The following is a 17,572-nucleotide window of genomic DNA, read 5'->3' on the forward strand; positions in this document are numbered from 1 at the left end:
GGGGTATCCTCCGTTCAAAGTGTCCAGCAACAGGAATGTTGCCGCCATGACCTGAGGTCCGCCCGCCGCGGTTTCAAGCGGGCGGGCAGATTTGACTCTGCCCGGCGCCGCACAGGCTCTGTTCACAGGCGCTCAATATCGCCTTGCGCACGGGTCTCGTGAAAATCCGCCTGCCAGGCCTCGAAGGTGCCGGCCGCAATCGCCTCCCGCATGCCCGCCATGATGTCCTGGAAATAATGCAGGTTGTGCCAGGTCAGCAGCATTCCCGAAATCATCTCGTTCGAACGGAACACATGGTGCAGATAGGCGCGCGAATAACTGGAACAGGCCGGGCAGCTGCACTGCTCATCCAGGGGCCGCGGGTCGTCCTGGTGGCGGGCGTTCTTGATGTTCACCACGCCATGGCGGGTAAAGGCCTGGCCGGTGCGGCCCGAACGCGACGGCAGCACGCAGTCCATCATGTCGATACCGCGGGCCACCGCGCCGACGATGTCGTCGGGCTTGCCCACCCCCATCAGGTACCGCGGCTTGTCCTGCGGCAGGAAACCGGGCGCATAATCAAGGCAATCGAACATCGCCTCCTGCCCTTCGCCTACCGCAAGGCCGCCAACGGCATAGCCCTCGAAGCCGATCTTCTTCAGCGCCTCGGCGCTTTCTTCGCGCAAATCCTGCTCCAACCCGCCCTGCATGATCCCGAACAGCGCATGGCCGGGGCGGTCGCCGAACGCGTCACGCGACCGCTCCGCCCAGCGCATCGACAGCTGCATCGACTCGGCAATGCGCTTGCGGTCCGCAGGCAGCGCCGGGCATTCGTCGAAACACATCACGATGTCGGATCCCAGCAGCCGCTGGATCTCCATCGACCGTTCCGGCGTCAGCTCATGCTTGGACCCGTCGATATGGCTCTTGAAGGTCACGCCCTTCTCGGTCAGCTTGCGCAAACCGGCCAGCGACATCACCTGAAAGCCGCCGGAATCAGTCAGGATCGGCCGCTCCCAGTTCATGAATTTGTGCAAGCCGCCCAGCCGGTCGATGCGTTCCGCCGTCGGCCGCAGCATCAGGTGGTAGGTATTGCCCAGCAGGATATCGGCGCCGGTTGCGCGCACGCTTTCCGGCAGCATTGCCTTGACCGTCGCAGCCGTGCCGACCGGCATGAAAGCAGGGGTGCGGATTTCACCGCGCGGCGTATTGATCACACCTGTGCGCGCCTTACCGTCGGTTGCCTTCAGTTCAAAGTTGAAAAGCTCTGCCATCTTCTGTTCCTGCAGTTACACTCGAACCGGCGCGCCGGTGATTCACCCCTAATGCCAAGGAGCCCCTCGCATGTCCACAGCAGACCCCGCGCCGCAATTGAGACTCGGATGGGAGGAATGGGTCAGCCTGCCGGACATCGGCCTGCCTGCTTTGCGGGTCAAGGTCGACACCGGCGCCCGCACATCCTCGCTGCACGCCACCGGAATCGAGCCCTTCGGGCCGCAAAACGCCCCAAAGGTGCGATTCATGGTGCATCCGATTCCCGGCCAGTACGATCTCGAGATCCCCTGTTCCGCCTTGATCAAGGACCGCCGCGAGGTGACCTCCTCCAATGGCGAAAGCGAAATGCGCTTTGTGATCGAAACCGCGATCGAGATCGGGGGCCAGTCCTGGCCGGTTGAACTGACGCTGACCGACCGGCGCGGGATGGCCAAACACATGCTGCTGGGCCGCCAGGCGCTGACCGAAAACGTGACGGTTGTCCCCGGCGAACGCCTGTGCCAGCCGGAGCTGGACTATTCGGTCTACTCCTCCGCCAGCATCCGCAAATCCGCCCCCAAACGCGCCCTGCGCATTGCCGTGCTCAGCCGCGAGGACAATTACTCCACCCGCCGCCTGGTCGAGGAAGGCGAAAGCCGCGGCCACACGGTGGAGGTGGTCAATACCACCCGCTGCTACATGGCGCTCAACGCGCTGGCCCCCGAGATCCACTATGACGGCAAGCGCCTGCCCCGCTATGATGCGGTGATCCCGCGTATCGGCGCCTCGGTCACCCAATACGGCACCGCCCTTCTGCGCCAGTTCGAAACGCTGGGCACCTTCTGCATCAACGGATCCGAAGGCATCACCGCCAGCCGCGACAAGCTGCACGCGCATCAGATCCTGGCCCGCCACAAGATCGGCATGCCCGCCACCGCCTTTGCCGCCTCGCCCAAGGACACCCGCCACCTGATCGATATCGTCGACGGCGCCCCGATGATCGTCAAGCTGCTGGAAAGCACCCAGGGCAAGGGCGTGGTGCTGGCGGAAACCCAGAAAGCCGCCGAAAGCGTGATCTCCGCCTTCCGCGGGCTCAAGGCCAACTTCCTGGTGCAGCAATTCGTCAAGGAGGCCGCAGGCGAGGACATCCGCTGCCTGGTGGTCGGCAACAAGGTCGTCGCAGCCATGAAACGGTCCGGGGCCGACGGCGATTTCCGCTCCAACCTGCATCTGGGCGGCAGCGCCGTCGCGGTGCGCATCAGCAAGGAAGAGCGCACCACAGCGGTGCAAGCGGCCAAGGCCTTTGGCCTCAGCGTGGCCGGGGTGGATCTCTTGCGCTCGGCAACCGGCCCCAAGGTGCTGGAAGTGAACTCCTCCCCCGGCCTGGAAGGGATCGAACGGACGTCGTCCAAGAACATCGCGGCGCTGATCTATGCCGAGATCGAGGACCGGGTCCGCCCAGCCCCGATGCGGCGCCGCAAACCCGGCACCGCCGCCTGAACCGGCAGGGCGGACTTGTTTTCAGGGCTTGCCAGCCGCCGCTCCCCGCCGCCATACAGGTCTTGAAAACCGCCGCCGCAAACCACATCTGCATACCATTGCACACAATAGAGCATTCCATTGAACAAAACCAAAACGCCCGGCGGATTACCTGGTGAATTGCCCAGTAACGCGGCCGGCGGATTACCCGGTGAATTGCTCTCCCCCAACGGGCCGCAGGCCGCCGGCGCGCGCTCCCAGCCCGGCGAAGCAGCCGCCGCCGCTGACCAACCAAAGGACTTTCTCATGAACGAAGACCTGATTCTGGACCTACTCTCCAGCAACCTGCTGTACCTGCTGGGCGCGCTCCTGCTGATTATCGTGGTGCTGAAGGGCGTGCGCATCGTGCCGCAGTCCGAGAAATACGTGGTCGAACGGTTCGGCCGCCTGCATTCGGTGCTGGGGCCGGGCATCAATTTCATCGTGCCTTTCCTGGATGTCGCCCGCCACAAGATCTCGATCCTGGAACGCCAGCTGCCGAACGCCACCCAGGACGCGATCACCAAGGACAACGTTCTGGTGCAGATCGACACCTCGGTGTTCTACCGCATTCTGGAGCCGGAAAAGACCGTCTACCGGATCCGCGATGTCGATGGCGCCATTGCCACCACCGTGGCCGGCATCGTGCGCGCCGAAATCGGCAAGATGGACCTGGACGAGGTGCAATCCAACCGCGCCCAGCTGATCGGCCAGATTCAAACCAGTGTCGAAAGCGCCGTTGACGACTGGGGCATCGAAGTCACCCGCGCCGAGATCCTCGATGTGAACCTTGACCAGGCCACCCGCGACGCGATGCTGCAGCAATTGAACGCCGAACGCGCCCGCCGCGCCGAGGTGACCAAAGCCGAGGGCCAGAAGCGCGCGGTGGAACTGTCCGCCGACGCCGAGCTGTACGCCGCCGAACAGATCGCCAAGGCCCGCCGCATCCAGGCCGAGGCCGAAGCCTATGCCACCGAAGTGGTCGCCAAGGCGATTGCCGAAAACGGTATCGAGGCCGCGCAGTACCAGGTGGCCCTGAAGCAGGTCGAGGCGCTGAATGCGCTGGGCAACGGCGACGGCAAACAGACCATCGTGCTGCCCGCCCACGCGCTTGAGGCCTTTGGCGATGCCTTCAAAATGCTGAAAGGGGGCAAATGATGGATCTGCCGTTCTGGGCCTTGTGGTGGGTGTGGGGCGCCGCGGCGCTGGCACTGGCCATCCTGGAGGTTCTGGTGCCCGGCTTTGTTTTCCTCGGCTTTGCCATCGGCGCCGCTGCCGTTGCCTTGCTGCTGCTGGCGGGGGCCGGCCTTGGCCTGCCGCCGCTGCTGCTGATTTTTGCCGTGCTGTCGCTCGCCGCCTGGCTGGTGATGCGCCGGTACTTTGCCCTGCCCAAGGGCCAGGTAAAGACCTTCAACCACGACATAAACGACTGATTTCAAGAACTGATTTCAAAAACTGAAAGCAAGCCGGGCGGCGCTTCTCTGCCGCCTGGCCCGCAAGGCACGGCAGGCGTCAGAACCTGAACCCCACCCCTGCCAGCAGGCCATGCGTCTCCGCATCATGACGGAAGAAACCGTCTGTGCCGCGGGTGCCGTCCTGATAATCCACCCCCAGCCCGCGGTACATCACATAGATCGAGGCCCGCTCCCAGCGGTGATAGATCAGCCCGCCCATGGCGGACCAGCTCCGGTCGGACCCGGCGCCGAAGCCGCCGATGTCGCCCTCCAGGGAAAGACTGAAGCGCGGCGACAGCTGCCGTTCCCAGCGCAGCCCCGCAATCGGGTCGGTCCAAGTGCCGCCGCGCCGCACCGCACCGCCCGGCAGATAGGCCGTCACATCCACATCCCAGTGGCGCAGCCCGCCGAAAACCTCGAACCGGTCGCGCCCCTGGCCAAAGCTGTAGGTCACCACCGCCTCCGCAATGTTCTGGTCATAGGCTGCAGCCACCGCACCGCCAGAGCTTCCCGCCGTCCAGTCCGAATCCATCACCGCATAGCGCAGCCGGAAACCGAAACGGCTGCTGTGTCGCCCCTCGAACGCCAGCATCCCGCCCGCCTGCAGCTGATCAAAAACATCGCCCGCATCAATCGAGACACCGCCCCCCGCCAGCCCCAGCTCGGTTGTGCCTTCCACCGACGGTGCCAGCACATAGGGCGTCAGCTGCCAGCGCCACGCCCCGTTCGCCCGGGCATCGCCGGCCGTCCCGCCCGCAGCCAAGCAACCGCCCGCCAGCACCAGGGCGGCGGTGGTCGCGCATCTGCGGGTCGCGGTTTTCGCTGACATGGCCTCTCTCCGGTCCGGCCCGCACGCGGCAGCCCCGTGGCCGGACGCCGGCACACGGCCCGCATCCCTCGGGCAGCGTTTACAAATTCATCTTGGGGGAACCACAATTTAGCGCGCTTGCCCGCGCAAATCAAATTTTCACGAAAGGGTGAGGAACAGAACATTCCCGCTGCGGCGCGCGCCGCCTCTGGACGCCGGGCCGCAGATTCCCTATATAAATCGTCGGAATATCAGACCGGGATCCCCATGACCAATCCTTCCGAACCGCTTGAAGGCGCACCGCTGATCGCGCCCTCCTCCGTCAGCCACCCGCTGTACGAGGCCGTGACCGACGCCTGCCGCTCCGTCTATGACCCGGAAATCCCGGTGAACATCTATGAGCTGGGCCTGATCTACACGATCGACATCAACGACGAGAACGACGTCAGGATCATCATGACCCTGACCGCGCCGGGCTGCCCGGTCGCGGGTGAGATGCCGGGCTGGGTTGTCGATGCCATCTCACCGCTGCCCGGTGTGAAAACGGTTGACGTCGAACTCACCTGGGAGCCGCCCTGGGGGATGGAGATGATGTCCGACGAGGCCCGCCTGGAACTCGGCTTCATGTAAGCCCGCACAGCCTGTATACTGATCCGGCCCCTGCACCTGCGGGGGCCTTTTCATTTTCCGCCCCGCGGGCCTAAGCTGCGGCAGCCCCAGACCCGGAGCCGCCCCATGCGCCTTGCCCTCTTGCCCGCCGCCCTGCTGCTCCTTGCCGCCGCCGCCGCCGCGGAGCCCCTGGCGCTCAGCTACGGCCCCCGCCCGGCCTATCTGATCAGCCGGCTGCCCGGCGGCGCGCTCAAGGACAGGCTGCAATCCTGCGCCGGCCAGACCCTGACCCATGCGGAGTCGATTGCCCTGTTCCAAAGCCTCGGCGCCAAATTCATGCCCGAGCTGAAGGCTCCCGCGGTGCCGATGCCATTCAACGGTTTCACGCAACAGGATTTCGCGCAAAAGCTGATCGATGACTACAAGGCGGCCGGCATCGCCCCTGCAGACGTCCGGGTGCAAAGCTTCAGCCTGGACGACATCCTCTACTGGATCGAACACGAACCGGCTTTCGGCCGCCAGGCGGTGCTGCTCGACGGCAGCTACCGCCAGGAAGGCTTCGATCACAGCGATCCAGCCACCTTCCCTCACGACTTCGCCGCGCTGAAGGCGCAGGGCGTCAACTACCTGGCACCGCCCCTTTGGATGCTGGTGACCGTCCGGGACGGACGCATTGTCCCCTCCGCCTATGCCATTGCTGCCAAAGCCGCCGGACTGCAGCTGATCACCTGGACGCTGGAACGTTCCGGCCCGCTGCAGGGCGGCGAATGGTACTTTCAATCGCTCGACGCACTGCCCCGCGATGATGGTCTCTCTTACCAGCTGCTGCATGTGCTGGCACAGGACGTGGGGGGCGCGGGCGTCTTCTCCGACTGGCCCGCCACCGTCACCCATTACGCCAACTGCATGGGGCTGTGACGCCCGCGGACTGTGAAAACTGCCGCCGCGGCCCTTTCATTTCCGCATCACGAATATATGTTCAGCCCCTGCCAGGACGTTTGCGGGGTTGAGCCGCCGCAGCACCGGCCCTAGATAGGGACTAAGTGTAAGGAGAAACCCATGTTCGGCATTCCCGGCAAACAGGCTGTGACCATAACGCCCAAGGCGGCAGCGCAGATCGCCAAGCTGATGGCCAAGGACGGCCACGCCGGCCTGCGCATCGGCGTCAAGAAAGGCGGCTGCGCGGGCATGGAATACACCATGGAATACGTCAGTGAACCCTCCGCCAACGACGAGGTGGTGGAGCAGGACGGCGCCCGCATCCTGATCGCGCCGATGGCGCAGATGTTCCTGTTCGGCACCGAGATCGACTATGAGGTGACGCTGCTGGAAAGCGGCTTCAAGTTCAACAACCCCAATGTTGCGGATGCCTGCGGCTGCGGCGAATCGATCAGCTTCAAGGAACTGCCCGGCGCCTGATCCGGGCCAGCCGGGATGCAATCACCGGGCGGGGTCTTTCCCGCCCTTTTTGTTGCCGCCCCCGCGGTCAAGCGAATTGCGCCAACCCGCCGCCGGTGCTACCTGTCACGCCCAAATAACGAGGATCGGAGACATACCCCCATGCGGCGGAAACTGGCAGCAGGCAACTGGAAAATGAACGGCGCCGGCGGCAGCCTGGCAGAACTGTCGGCCCTGGCCGAAAGCCATGCCGGCCCGGCTGCGGAGATCCTGATCTGCCCGCCGGCAACCCTGCTGTCACGCGCCGCAGATACCGTCCGGGGCAGCGCTGTTGCCATCGGCGGTCAGGATTGCCACGCCAATGCCGCAGGCGCCCACACCGGCGACCTGTCCGCAGCCATGCTCAAGGACGCAGGCGCCGCCGCCGTGATCCTCGGCCACTCCGAGCGCCGCGCCGACCACGGTGAAACCGACGCGCAGATCTGCGCCAAGGCGGAAGCCGCCATCGCAGAGGGCCTGACCGCGGTGATCTGCATCGGCGAAACCCTGGCCGAACGCGAAGCCGGCGACACGCTCAAGGTTGCAGGCACCCAGCTTGCGGGGTCCGTTCCGGCGTCTGCCACCGGCGCAAACACCGTGATCGCCTATGAGCCGGTCTGGGCCATCGGCACCGGCAGGGTTCCGACGCTGGAGCAGATCGCCGAGGTGCATGATTTCCTGCGCGCCGGACTCACCGCCCGTTTCGGCGCCGCCGCCGCTGATGGCTTCCGCCTGCTCTACGGCGGCTCGGTCAAACCCTCCAACGCCGCCGGGATCTTTGCCGTCTCCAACGTCGACGGCGCCCTTGTCGGCGGCGCCAGCCTCCGGGCCGCGGATTTCTCGCCGATCATCACCGCGCTGGAAGCCAGCTGACCGGCACCCTTTGGCGCGGACCTCGGATTTGAGTATTTTCAGGAAAGATGAAGCCAGGGAGGTTTTCATTTTTCCCTGAATACTCCGGGGTGAATTGGCCAAAGGCCAAGAGGGGCAGCGCCCCCCCTGCAACGAAAAACGCCCCGGTCTCCCGGGGCGTTTTCTGTTTGGCACTTGCCTAATTGGTGATGATCCTAATTGGTTATGATCTCCGGCCCCATCACCGCGTTTGGCAGCACGGTGGACAGCCAGGGGATATAGGTGATCATGATCAGGAACACGAAGAGCACCGCCAGGAACGGCAGCGCCGCCCGCACCACCCCCATCATCGGCATCCCCGCCACACCCGAGGTGACAAACAGGTTCAGGCCGACCGGCGGGGTGATCATGCCGATCTCCATGTTCACCACCATGATGATGCCCAGATGGATCGGGTCGATGCCCAGCTCGATGGCAATCGGGAACACCAGCGGCGCCACGATCACCAAGAGCCCCGAGGGTTCCATGAACTGGCCGCCGATCAGCAGGATCACGTTCACGATGACCAGGAACATGATGGGACCGAAACCTGCCGACAGCATCGCATTGGCAATCTGCTGCGGCACCTGCTCGTCGGTCAGAACGTGCTTCAGGATCAGCGCGTTGGCGATCACGAACAGCAGCGTCACCGTCAGCTTGCCCGCCTCGAACAGCGTGTGTTTGGTGTCGCTGTGCAGAAAGGCCGTCAGCAGCGCATAAGGCTTCTTGATCAGCGGCGTCTTGGCCCCGCCCTCGCCGTTCGACAGCGGCCCCATGTCCTTGTAGACAAAGCTGGCGATGAAGAAAGCATAGACCGCCGCCACCGCCGCCGCCTCGGTCGGGGTGAAGATGCCGCCATAGATGCCGCCCAGGATGATCACAATCAGGAACAGCCCCCAGCCGGCATCGCGGGCCGAGGTCAAGACCTCGCCCCAGCCCTTCCACTCGCCCTTGGGCAGGTTCTTGACCTTGGCCATCACATAGATGGTCACCATCAGCATCAGGCCCGCCATCAGTCCCGGAATCACACCGGCCAGGAACATCCGGCCCACCGAGACCTCAACCGCCGCCGCATAGACCACCATCACAATCGACGGCGGGATCAGGATGCCCAGGGTGCCTGCGTTACAGATCACACCGGCCGCGAATTCCTTGGAATAGCCCACTTGCCGCATGCCCGCGATCACGATGGAGCCGATCGCCACCACGGTGGCAGGCGAGGAGCCGGAAAGGGCCGCAAACAGCATGCAGGCAAAGACGCCGGCAATCGCCAGCCCGCCCGGCAGATGGCCGACACAGGCGATCGAAAACCGGATGATCCGCCGCGCCACGCCGCCGGTGGTCATGAAGCTTGAGGCCAGAATGAAGAACGGGATCGCCAGCAGGGTGAAATGCCCCTCAAAGGCCTCAAACAGCGTGCCTGCGACCGATGCCAGCGAGCTGTCGGAATAAATCAGCAGAAAGATTGTCGAGCTCAGCCCCAGCGACACCGCAATCGGCACCCCGATCAGCAGCAGGCCGATCACCATCGCAAAGAGAATAACCACTTCCATCAATCATTCTCCCCGCGCTGCGCCCGCACGGCGTCCAGCTCGTCTTCGACTTCGTGGCTGGCCACCAGCCGGTCCACGTCGCCGCGGGCAATCTGCACCGCCGCCTGAATAAACCGGAACACCAGCAGCAGCATCGACACCGGCAGCACCGCATAAGGCACCACTTTCGGCAGCTTCTCGTAGGACTCGCCGTAGTTGATCAGATCTTCCAGAAACTTGAAGACCGCCACCATCGGCACATCCTGCACCTCGTAAAAGCTTTGGCTGCGCGCCGTCATGTCGAACCCGGTCGGGAACCAGCGCCCCGACGTGGGCGGCAGATCCGCAAACACCGCCCAATAGTCATAGGCGCCTTTCAAAAGCAGCAAGGAGAACACGATGCAGCAGGCGGCCGCAAACAGGCCAACCGCCCGCCGCGCACCCGGCGCCAGCATGTTGACGATGGCATCGACCCCCAGATGCGCATGCGCCTTTACCGCGTAGGACGCCCCCAGCAGCACCAGCCAGGCAAACAGGAACACGGTCAGTTCCAGCGCCCACAGGATGTTGGAATTGAACACAAACCGCGCGATCACATTGGCGAAAGTTATTGCCGTCATCAGCCCCAGCAGGAGCGCGATCAGGGTTTCTTCGAGTGCGTTGATAAGCCCGCTCGGGCCGGTTCCGGACCCCGCCATGGCTGCCTCCCAGATTTTCGGAAAAAGGGTGCAGGCAGCGGATCCCCGCGCTGCCTGCAGCCGGCAGGCCCCGATGCGGGCCTCCCGGATGCGGCCTGTTTTACAGGCCTGCGTTGATGGCTTGCGCCGCGTCGATCTTCTCCTGGCCGACGTCGCCTGCGAATTTCTCCCAGACCGGCTTCATTGCCTCGACCCAGGCTGCCCGCTGCTCAGGCGTCAGCTCGCGCACCACGCCGCCGGCATCGATGATCGCCTGGCGGGCTTCGCCGTTCACTTTGGTCGACTCCGCGTTGCGGGTCGCCGTCACCTCGTTCAGGATGGTCAGGAACTGGTCGCGCACTTCCGGCTCCAGGCTGTCCAGCCAGTCGACCGAGGTCACCACCAGATAGTCCAGCGCGCCGTGGTTGGTCTCGGTCACACCGTCCTGCACCTCAAAGAATTTCTTGCCATAGATGTTGGACCAGGTGTTTTCCTGCCCGTCCACAACCCCCTGCTGCAGCGCGCCGTAAACTTCCGAAAACGCCATTTTCTGCGGGCTGCCGCCAATCGCTTCCATCTGCGCCACCAGCACGTCCGAAGACTGCACCCGGAACTTCAGCCCGTTGGCATCGGACGGTTCCACCAGCGGCTTGTTGGCCGACATCTGCTTCATGCCGTTGTGCCAGTAGGCCAGCCCCTGCAGGCCCCGGCGCTGCATCGAATCCAGCATTTCCTGACCGGTTTCCGATCCCTGGAACGCATCCACCGCCTCGATGTTCTTGAACATGAACGGCAGGTCGAACAGGCGGAACTGCTTGGTGAATTTCTCAAATTTCGAGAGGCTCGGCGCGGCCAGCTGCACGTCGCCCTGCAGCATCGCCTCCAGCACCTTGTTGTCGTTATACAGTGTCGAGTTCGGGTAGACCTCGATGCACATGGTGCCGTTCATTTCCTCGTTGATGCGCTTTTCCAGCAGCGAGGCGGCAATGCCCTTGGGGTGTTTGTCGGTATTGGTGACGTGGCTGAACTTCACCACGATTTCGCCGTCGTCGCAGGCTGCCGAAGCAGCGCCTGCGGTAACGGCCAGTGCCAGTGCGGTGGCGGCGGTGGTCAGGAATTTCATGGTCTTTTCCTCCCAGAAAAATCTCTCGTAAATCCGATGTTGCATTCAGCGCATGGCTGAAGCCCGCCCAAAGCATCCCAAGTTGCGCAAAACCCCTCAACAATTGATTCGGGACTCATCAAAGGCCCGGATTTTCCGCATTCCAGCAATAGCTTACCGAAATCACTGATTCCTCCGCAGACGAGGGACGTCAAAGCTGTGCGAAATCCCGCACAGGGCGCTCCCGGCTTTGTGCGGAAATCCGCACAAATGTAACGCCGGACAGAAAACCCGGGAATCATGCAATTGCTCGCCCTCACGACAGATCCGCAGGCGCCCCGGTCAGGGGTGTTGCGCCCCCGGCGCACGCCCCGCTTGCCGGTCCTTAACGCGGCTCTGCGATACTCTCCTCCGTCGCGACACACGGTGCGGACTGACACCCCGCACCACCAGGAGATCACAGGGCCCCCAAGACCACCTCCTCATTGGGTGCAGGGGCGCCCCGAAACGAAGGCTTCACGCGGGGCTGGGATTAAAACCCCATCCTCCCTCCGCCCCCTGCCCCATTCCGGGGTTTCCGGCGGCGCCGCCTCCTCAATACTCCGGCAGCAGTGCCGGACCAGACCAGCCGCAAGGCACCGCGGCCGCCAGCGTTCTCAGCGCCGGTAATCCTCGGGCCGGATGCCATAGCGGGCCAGCTTGTCATAAAACGTCTTGCGCGGCAGCTTCAGGGCTTCGGCGGCCGCAGCCGCGCGCCCGTTGGCCCGGCCCAGCGCCGCAATCAGCAGCGACCGCTCCACCTGCGCCATCTGCTCTGCCAGCCCCAGCCCCGCGGCTGCCCCGGCTTCCTCGGGCATCCCCAGCACAAACCGCATCGCCGCCGACATCAGCGAGCGCGCATTGCCCGGCCAGTCCTGCGCCATCAGCGCCGCCAGATGCTCCTGCGAAATCTCCGGCGCCGCGATCCCCGCCTGCTCCGCCGCCTGCGCCACGTAATGGCGGAACAGCACCGGAATGTCGCCGGGACGCTCGGCCAGCGACGGGATCCGCACCCGCATCACATCCAGCCGGTAAAACAGGTCCGGGCTGAACCCGCCTGCCTGCACCTTATCCGCCAGACCGGCGCTGGACCCGGCAAGGATGCGCACCCCGCCGCCCTGTTCCAATTGCGCCAGCAGCGCATATTGCGCCAGCTGCGGCAGCGCCTGCACCTCGTCCAGAAACAACGAACCGCCCGCGGCCTCGGTGCACAGCTCCGCCACCGTCTCCGCCGCCAGCCCGGCGGCCGGGCGTTTCACAAACGGCCCCTGCCCCGCAGGCGACATCAGGTGAATGACCTCGGCCACCTTGGAAATGCCGCTGCCCGGCGCCCCGGTGACCAGCACCTCCGCTCCGGTCGGCGCCACCGCCCGCACCCGCCGCCGCATTTCCTCAGCCTGGGGCGAGCTGCCGAACAACAGCCGCGCGGCCGGATCGCCGGTTTCCAGCTGCCGCTTCAGCCGCCGGTTCTCCAGCACCAGGGCGCGGGTTTTCAAAGCGCGCTCCAGCACCGGCAGGAAATCGGCGGCGGCGCAGGGTTTTTCAAGAAAATCAAAGGCGCCCCGCGACATTGCCTTCACCGCCATCGGAATGTCGCCCTCGCCGGTCAGCAGCACCACCGGCAGCTCGTCATCGGCCCCCCGCGCATAATCCAGCAGGTGAAACCCGTCCCGCCCCGGCATCCGGATATCCGACACGATGATGCCGTCAAACCCCGCCGCGATATGATCCTTGGCCGCCACAAAGGAGCCGCAGACAATGACCTCCAGATCGTTCAGCTCCAGCGTCTGCGCCAGCGCCTCGCGCACCGCCGCATCGTCGTCCACCAGCAGCACCTTGCGGGTCATGCGGCATCTTCCGTCTGCTCAGCGCCCCGCCAAGGCGCCAGCTCGACAGTGAACATTGCGCCGCCGCCGGTGTTGGTGCCGCGGATATTGCCGCCAAAGCTCTGCACCAGCCCGTAGGAGATCGACAGCCCCAGCCCCAGCCCTTCGGAGCTGCCAACCGCCTTGGTGGAATAAAAGGGATCGAACATCTTCTCCGGTTCCCGGATGCCGGGACCGCTGTCCTGCACCCGCACCTGCAGCCGCGGGCCGGTCTCGACCGAGACCGCGATCATCTTCTCCGGCTGCCCCTGCATCGCATCCGCCGCGTTGTTGATCAGATTGACAAACACCTGCGTCAGCCGCACCTCGCCGCCCCAGGCCAGAACCGGATCCGCGCGGCGCCCCCGGTCCCAGCGCAGCGCCACCTGATCCGCCTTCAGCCGCGGCGCAGTCAGCTCCACCGCGGTATCGATCACCTGCAGCAGATCCACCCGGCCCATCGGCTCGCTCTCGTTGCGGGCAAAGGCGCGCAGGTTCTTGATGATCCGCGCCATCCGCGCCGCCATATCGGCGATCCGCCCCAGATTCTCGCCGGTGCGCTCCGCCTTGCCGCGCTGCAGAAAGGCGGTGCCGTTCTCGGCATACTGCTGGATCGCCATCAAGGGCTGGTTCAGCTCGTGGCTGATCCCCGCCGACATCTGCCCCAGCGCCGACAGTTTGCCCGCCTGCACCAGATCCTGCTGGGCGCGTTTCAGCGCCGCCTCGGCCTCCTCGCGCTCCCGCACCTCCCGGCGCAGCTGGTCATTGGCCAGCGACAAGGCCTCGGTGCGCTGCGCCACCCGGCTTTCCAGCACCGCATTGGCCTCGGCCAGGGTGCGGCGGCGCTCCATCACGAAGAACAGCATGGCGCCGAACGCCAGGCACACCGCTGCCAGCGCCGCCGCCTGCAGCGCCGCAATCCGCCGGGCCGGCGCCACATCCACCAGAATCTCGCCGGTCATGCCGATCACCGGCAGCTGCACCGACAGGTGCAGCGCCTGCTGCGGCAGATAGGCACTGCCCCGCAGCGACCAGATCTCATGGCCGGCGTGCAGGCGTTTGCCGGTCACCAGCGGCTTGCCGGCGGCCGGTTCGGCGCCGCCGCGCTGCCAGAACAGCAGTTCCGAGCGGTTGGCAATGAACACCTCGCCGGTTGCATTGGTAAAGAACACCGCCGGCAGCGAGCCGCGCCAGGTCTGCTCCACATCCGCCACATCGGCCACCACCACCAAAGCGCCGCGCACCCGCCCGTCGGGCCCAAAGGCCGGGGCGGCATAGAAATAAGCCCGCTTGGCACCCGGCTGCAGCACGCCGTGGCCAGTGCCCAGAGCCCCCTGCATGGCACGGGTAAAATAGCCCTGCCGGGCCACGCCGGCCGCCGCCACCCCGTCTCCAGCCGCCAGCACGGTCCCGTCTGCAGCGGCAAAAAACACATCCAGCGCCGCGGTTTTATCCGCGACCGACCGCAGCAGCTCTGCCGCCTGCGCACGCAGGTCCGGCGCAGACAGGTCCGCCAGCGCCGGGTGTTCCGCTGTCAGCACCGCCAATTCCTGATAGACCTGCAACTGGGTGCTGACCCGGTCCGACGCCAGCGCCAGATCCGCCGCACTGCGCTCGGCCAGGCTGTCCAGCGCCTGGCGGTAGCCATAAGACCAGACCGCCAGCGCCAGCGCCGCCACCGCCAGCAAAAACCCGGCAGGCAGGCTCCAGCGAAGATAGTTTTGTGTCTTCATGGCCGCACGTTATCAGCCGCCCCCTTGCATTGGCCAGCCATGCCGGCAAAATCCGGCATATGAAAACCTTGACCCAATCCCCCACCGGCCCCGCCTTTGTGCAGGACCCCTACCCGTTTTATGCCGCCGCCCGGGAGCAGGGCCAGCTGCACCATTGGCAGGATTACGGCATGGCGGCCGCCTTTGGCCATTCCGCCGTGCATATGCTGCTGCGCGACCGCCGCTTCGGCCGCGAAGTGCCGGAAGAGATGCACAAGGACGGCGCCGCCCATCTCGCCCCCTTCCTGGCGGTTGAGGCGCACTCGATGCTGGACGCAGAACCGCCCCGCCACACCCGCCTGCGCCGCCTGGTGCTGCGCGCCTTCACCTCGCGCGAAATCGCGGCGCTGCAGCCAGGTCTTGAGGATCTGTGCCACCGGTTGATCGATGAATTCCCCGCGGCGCCTTTCGATCTGCTGGACGCCTATTGCACCCAGGTGCCGGTGATCGCCATCTGCCGCCTGCTGGGGGTGCCGGAAGAGATGGCGCCGCAGCTGCTGGACTGGTCGCACAGGATGGTGGCGATGTATCAGGCGTCGCGCAGCGAAACGACAGAGCACGCCGCTGCAGAAGCCGCACAGGCGTTCACCGATTTCCTGCGCGGCTATATCGGCAAGCGCCGCAACGATCCCCGCGACGACCTGATCACCCGGCTGATCGCCGCCGAGGAGGAAGGCGACAAACTGTCAACGGATGAGCTGATCGGCACCTGCATCCTGCTGCTGAACGCGGGCCATGAAGCCACCGTGCATTCGCTGGGCAACGGGGTGAAAACGATGCTGCAGCAGGGCTGGCAGCCGGACTGGCTGGCGCCGGACGGCATCGACGGGCTGGTGGAGGAAATCCTGCGCTTTGATCCGCCGCTGCATATGTTCACCCGCTATGCCTATGAGGAGGCCGAGGTGTTCGGCCATACCTTCCGGCGCGGCGATCAGGTGGCATTGCTGCTGGCCGCCGCCAACCGCGACCCATCGGCGCTGGACCGGCCAGAGGTGTTTGACCCGTCACGGCCGCCGAAAGTGAACAAGAGCTTTGGCGGCGGGCTGCATTTCTGCGTCGGCGCACCGCTGGCGCGGCTGGAGATGCAGATTGCCCTGCCGATCCTGTTCGGGCGCTGCCCGGATCTGAGGCTGGCAGCCGAACCGGAATACTCCAATACCTACCATTTCCATGGCCTGACCCGGCTGCTGGTCACAGTCTGAAGCAGCAGCGCGAGCCTGGGTCAAGTCTGGGTCAAGTCTGGGGCAGCTGCGCAAGAAACTGCTGCACGGCAGCGGCGGTGGCCTTTGGCGCGGTTTCCGGGAAATCGTGGCCGGCAAAGGGCAGCAGCCCCAGCGCGGCACCGGCGATGCCCTCGGCCAGGGCAAGTGTCTCGGCCCGCGGCACCAGCCGGTCGGAATCCCCCCCCAGCACCAGCGCCGGGCAGCTGATGCGTGCCAGCCTAGCGGCATCCGGATAGTTTCCGGGATCCGTGTTGCACCACAGCTTGCCCAGCTCGCTCAGCAGACGCTCCAGATCCGGCGCCGGGTTGATCCGGTCGTAAAGAGCGCTGCTCACCGGAAACATTTCGCGCCAGCCGGAAGCCGTGACGGTGGCATAAATCGTCTCGATCACCTGCGCCGAAGGGGGCGATCCATTGGCCGCCATCGTCACGATGCCGCCCAGCCGCACACGCCCTGCCGCCGCTGCATGCAGTGCCGCGATACCGCCGTCGCTGTAGCCGACCAGCACCGGCGCCTCCAGCCCGCAGGCGGCGATGACCGCCTCGGCGTCCCGCGCCAGCTGCGGATAGGTCAGCGGCAAGTCCCCCAAGGCAGACCCCCCATGCCCGCGGCTGTCCATCAGCACGCAGCGGTAACCGCCGAAATACGGCAGCAGGCCTGCAAGATCCTGCAGGCTGCCGCCGCCCCCGTGCAGGAACAGCAGCGGCGGCCCCGCCGGGTCGCCCTGCTCCTGCACATGAAGGGCCGCGCCCTCCGTGATGATTTTTCTGTTCTGCGCGTGCATGCCGCTGCCTCCAATTGCCTGTTCCGGCGCCTGTTTATGCGCCGCTGTTGTCAGAAAGCGGCAACATGGTTGTCGATTTGATCTCCTCCATCGACAACAGCGCGGTCACATTATGCACCCGGACCTCGGCGATCAGCGCCTGGTAGAAGACATCATAGGCGCGGGCATTCTGCACCCGCACCTTGAGGATATAGTCGATATCGCCCGCCAGCCGGTGCGCTTCCTGCACCTCGGGGCGGTCGCGCAGCGCCTGCAGGAACTTCGCCTGCCAATCCGCCTCATGCTCCGAGGTGCGGATCAGGACAAAGAAACAGGCCTCGAATCCCAGCGCCTCGGCATCCAGCAGCACCGTCTGCTGGCCAATCACACCGGCGTCCTTCAGCTTGCGGATCCGATTCCATACCGGGGTCTTGGAGGACCCCACCTGGCGGGCGATTTCATCCAGCGACTGGCTCGCGTCGCGCTGCAGTTCAGCCAGAATTTTCCGGTCAGTGGCGTCGATCCGCACCGTCATTCCTGTTTTCTCCTTTTGTGAGGACCAATCGGCCCGCTGCCTCATCGCGGCAAAACCAGCGTTCTTATTTCCGCAGGCATATAGCGCAATACCGGGAATATTTCCTATATCTAC

General features: G+C 65.0%; 16 protein-coding genes and 1 pseudogene. 8 read left to right on the forward strand and 9 right to left on the reverse strand.

The annotated features are described in order from the left end of the window. Positions 1–122: 122 nt before the first annotated feature. A complete protein-coding gene (tgt, locus tag AC0KW6_RS03800; protein WP_474034127.1) occupies positions 123–1,253 on the reverse strand; it encodes a tRNA guanosine(34) transglycosylase Tgt in 1,131 nt (376 codons plus the stop codon). Positions 1,254–1,323: 70 nt separating this feature from the next. Here tgt and rimK point away from each other — a divergent pair, with 70 nt between their 5' ends. The 3 genes from rimK (at position 1,324) to AC0KW6_RS03815 (ending at position 4,184) form a co-directional block, all read left to right on the forward strand. Beyond that, positions 1,324–2,733: a 30S ribosomal protein S6--L-glutamate ligase gene (rimK, locus tag AC0KW6_RS03805; RefSeq protein WP_474034128.1), complete on the forward strand. Its 1,410-nt coding sequence runs from the start codon at positions 1,324–1,326 to the stop codon at positions 2,731–2,733. 285 nt (positions 2,734–3,018) lie between these two features. After that, positions 3,019–3,909: an SPFH domain-containing protein gene (locus AC0KW6_RS03810; protein WP_474034129.1), complete on the forward strand. Its 891-nt coding sequence runs from the start codon at positions 3,019–3,021 to the stop codon at positions 3,907–3,909. Then, positions 3,906–4,184 carry a hypothetical protein gene (locus tag AC0KW6_RS03815; protein ID WP_416361565.1) on the forward strand — a complete coding sequence of 93 codons (279 nt, stop codon included), beginning with the start codon at positions 3,906–3,908 and terminating at the stop codon, positions 4,182–4,184. The genes AC0KW6_RS03810 and AC0KW6_RS03815 overlap by 4 nt, the downstream gene beginning before the upstream one ends. Positions 4,185–4,263: 79 nt before the next feature. On the opposite strand, the gene AC0KW6_RS03820 is transcribed toward AC0KW6_RS03815, so the two are convergent. After that, a complete protein-coding gene (locus AC0KW6_RS03820; protein ID WP_474034131.1) occupies positions 4,264–5,034 on the reverse strand; it encodes a hypothetical protein in 771 nt (256 codons plus the stop codon). 246 nt (positions 5,035–5,280) lie between these two features. Between AC0KW6_RS03820 and AC0KW6_RS03825 the strand changes: the two genes are divergently transcribed. The 4 genes and pseudogenes from AC0KW6_RS03825 to tpiA all read left to right on the forward strand — a co-directional run bounded on the left by AC0KW6_RS03825 (position 5,281) and on the right by tpiA (position 7,932). Continuing rightward, positions 5,281–5,643 carry an SUF system Fe-S cluster assembly protein gene (locus AC0KW6_RS03825; RefSeq protein ID WP_323782510.1) on the forward strand — a complete coding sequence of 121 codons (363 nt, stop codon included), beginning with the start codon at positions 5,281–5,283 and terminating at the stop codon, positions 5,641–5,643. A gap of 264 nt (positions 5,644–5,907) precedes the next feature. Then, positions 5,908–6,540 (forward strand): annotated as a pseudogene (locus tag AC0KW6_RS03830) (PI-PLC domain-containing protein); the annotation flags it as partial. 141 nt (positions 6,541–6,681) lie between these two features. Beyond that, positions 6,682–7,041, forward strand: a complete 360-nt coding sequence (locus AC0KW6_RS03835) for a HesB/IscA family protein (RefSeq protein ID WP_024090564.1) — start codon at positions 6,682–6,684, stop codon at positions 7,039–7,041. Between the two features lie 141 nt (positions 7,042–7,182). Then, entirely contained in the window at positions 7,183–7,932 is a 750-nt protein-coding gene (tpiA, locus tag AC0KW6_RS03840) for a triose-phosphate isomerase (protein WP_323782508.1), read from the forward strand. Positions 7,933–8,126: 194 nt separating this feature from the next. On the opposite strand, the gene AC0KW6_RS03845 is transcribed toward tpiA, so the two are convergent. From AC0KW6_RS03845 to AC0KW6_RS03865, 5 genes are all read right to left on the reverse strand, one after another. Continuing rightward, the gene (locus AC0KW6_RS03845) at positions 8,127–9,503 is read right to left on the reverse strand and encodes a TRAP transporter large permease (protein ID WP_323782505.1); all 1,377 of its coding nucleotides are present in this window, start codon (positions 9,501–9,503) and stop codon (positions 8,127–8,129) included. Beyond that, positions 9,503–10,180, reverse strand: a complete 678-nt coding sequence (locus AC0KW6_RS03850; protein WP_323782502.1) for a TRAP transporter small permease — start codon at positions 10,178–10,180, stop codon at positions 9,503–9,505. Before AC0KW6_RS03850 ends, AC0KW6_RS03845 begins: the two co-directional genes overlap by 1 nt. Positions 10,181–10,280: 100 nt before the next feature. Next, positions 10,281–11,282, reverse strand: a complete 1,002-nt coding sequence (locus AC0KW6_RS03855) for a DctP family TRAP transporter solute-binding subunit (protein WP_474034132.1) — start codon at positions 11,280–11,282, stop codon at positions 10,281–10,283. A gap of 635 nt (positions 11,283–11,917) precedes the next feature. Beyond that, a complete protein-coding gene (locus tag AC0KW6_RS03860) occupies positions 11,918–13,147 on the reverse strand; it encodes a sigma-54-dependent transcriptional regulator (RefSeq protein WP_474034133.1) in 1,230 nt (409 codons plus the stop codon). Then, positions 13,144–14,898 carry a sensor histidine kinase gene (locus AC0KW6_RS03865; RefSeq protein ID WP_323781965.1) on the reverse strand — a complete coding sequence of 585 codons (1,755 nt, stop codon included), beginning with the start codon at positions 14,896–14,898 and terminating at the stop codon, positions 13,144–13,146. Before AC0KW6_RS03865 ends, AC0KW6_RS03860 begins: the two co-directional genes overlap by 4 nt. Before the next feature lie 59 nt (positions 14,899–14,957). Here AC0KW6_RS03865 and AC0KW6_RS03870 point away from each other — a divergent pair, with 59 nt between their 5' ends. Beyond that, positions 14,958–16,139, forward strand: coding sequence for a cytochrome P450 (locus tag AC0KW6_RS03870; protein WP_323781968.1), 1,182 nt, complete (start codon positions 14,958–14,960; stop codon positions 16,137–16,139). A gap of 31 nt (positions 16,140–16,170) precedes the next feature. Here the strand turns inward: AC0KW6_RS03870 and AC0KW6_RS03875 are convergent, their stop codons facing one another. After that, the gene (locus AC0KW6_RS03875) at positions 16,171–16,944 is read right to left on the reverse strand and encodes an alpha/beta fold hydrolase (protein WP_323781970.1); all 774 of its coding nucleotides are present in this window, start codon (positions 16,942–16,944) and stop codon (positions 16,171–16,173) included. 34 nt (positions 16,945–16,978) lie between these two features. Further along, a complete protein-coding gene (locus tag AC0KW6_RS03880) occupies positions 16,979–17,458 on the reverse strand; it encodes an Lrp/AsnC family transcriptional regulator (protein WP_323781972.1) in 480 nt (159 codons plus the stop codon). Positions 17,459–17,572: the final 114 nt, after the last annotated feature.

It is taken from the genome of Leisingera sp. SA215 (assembly GCF_055902035.1).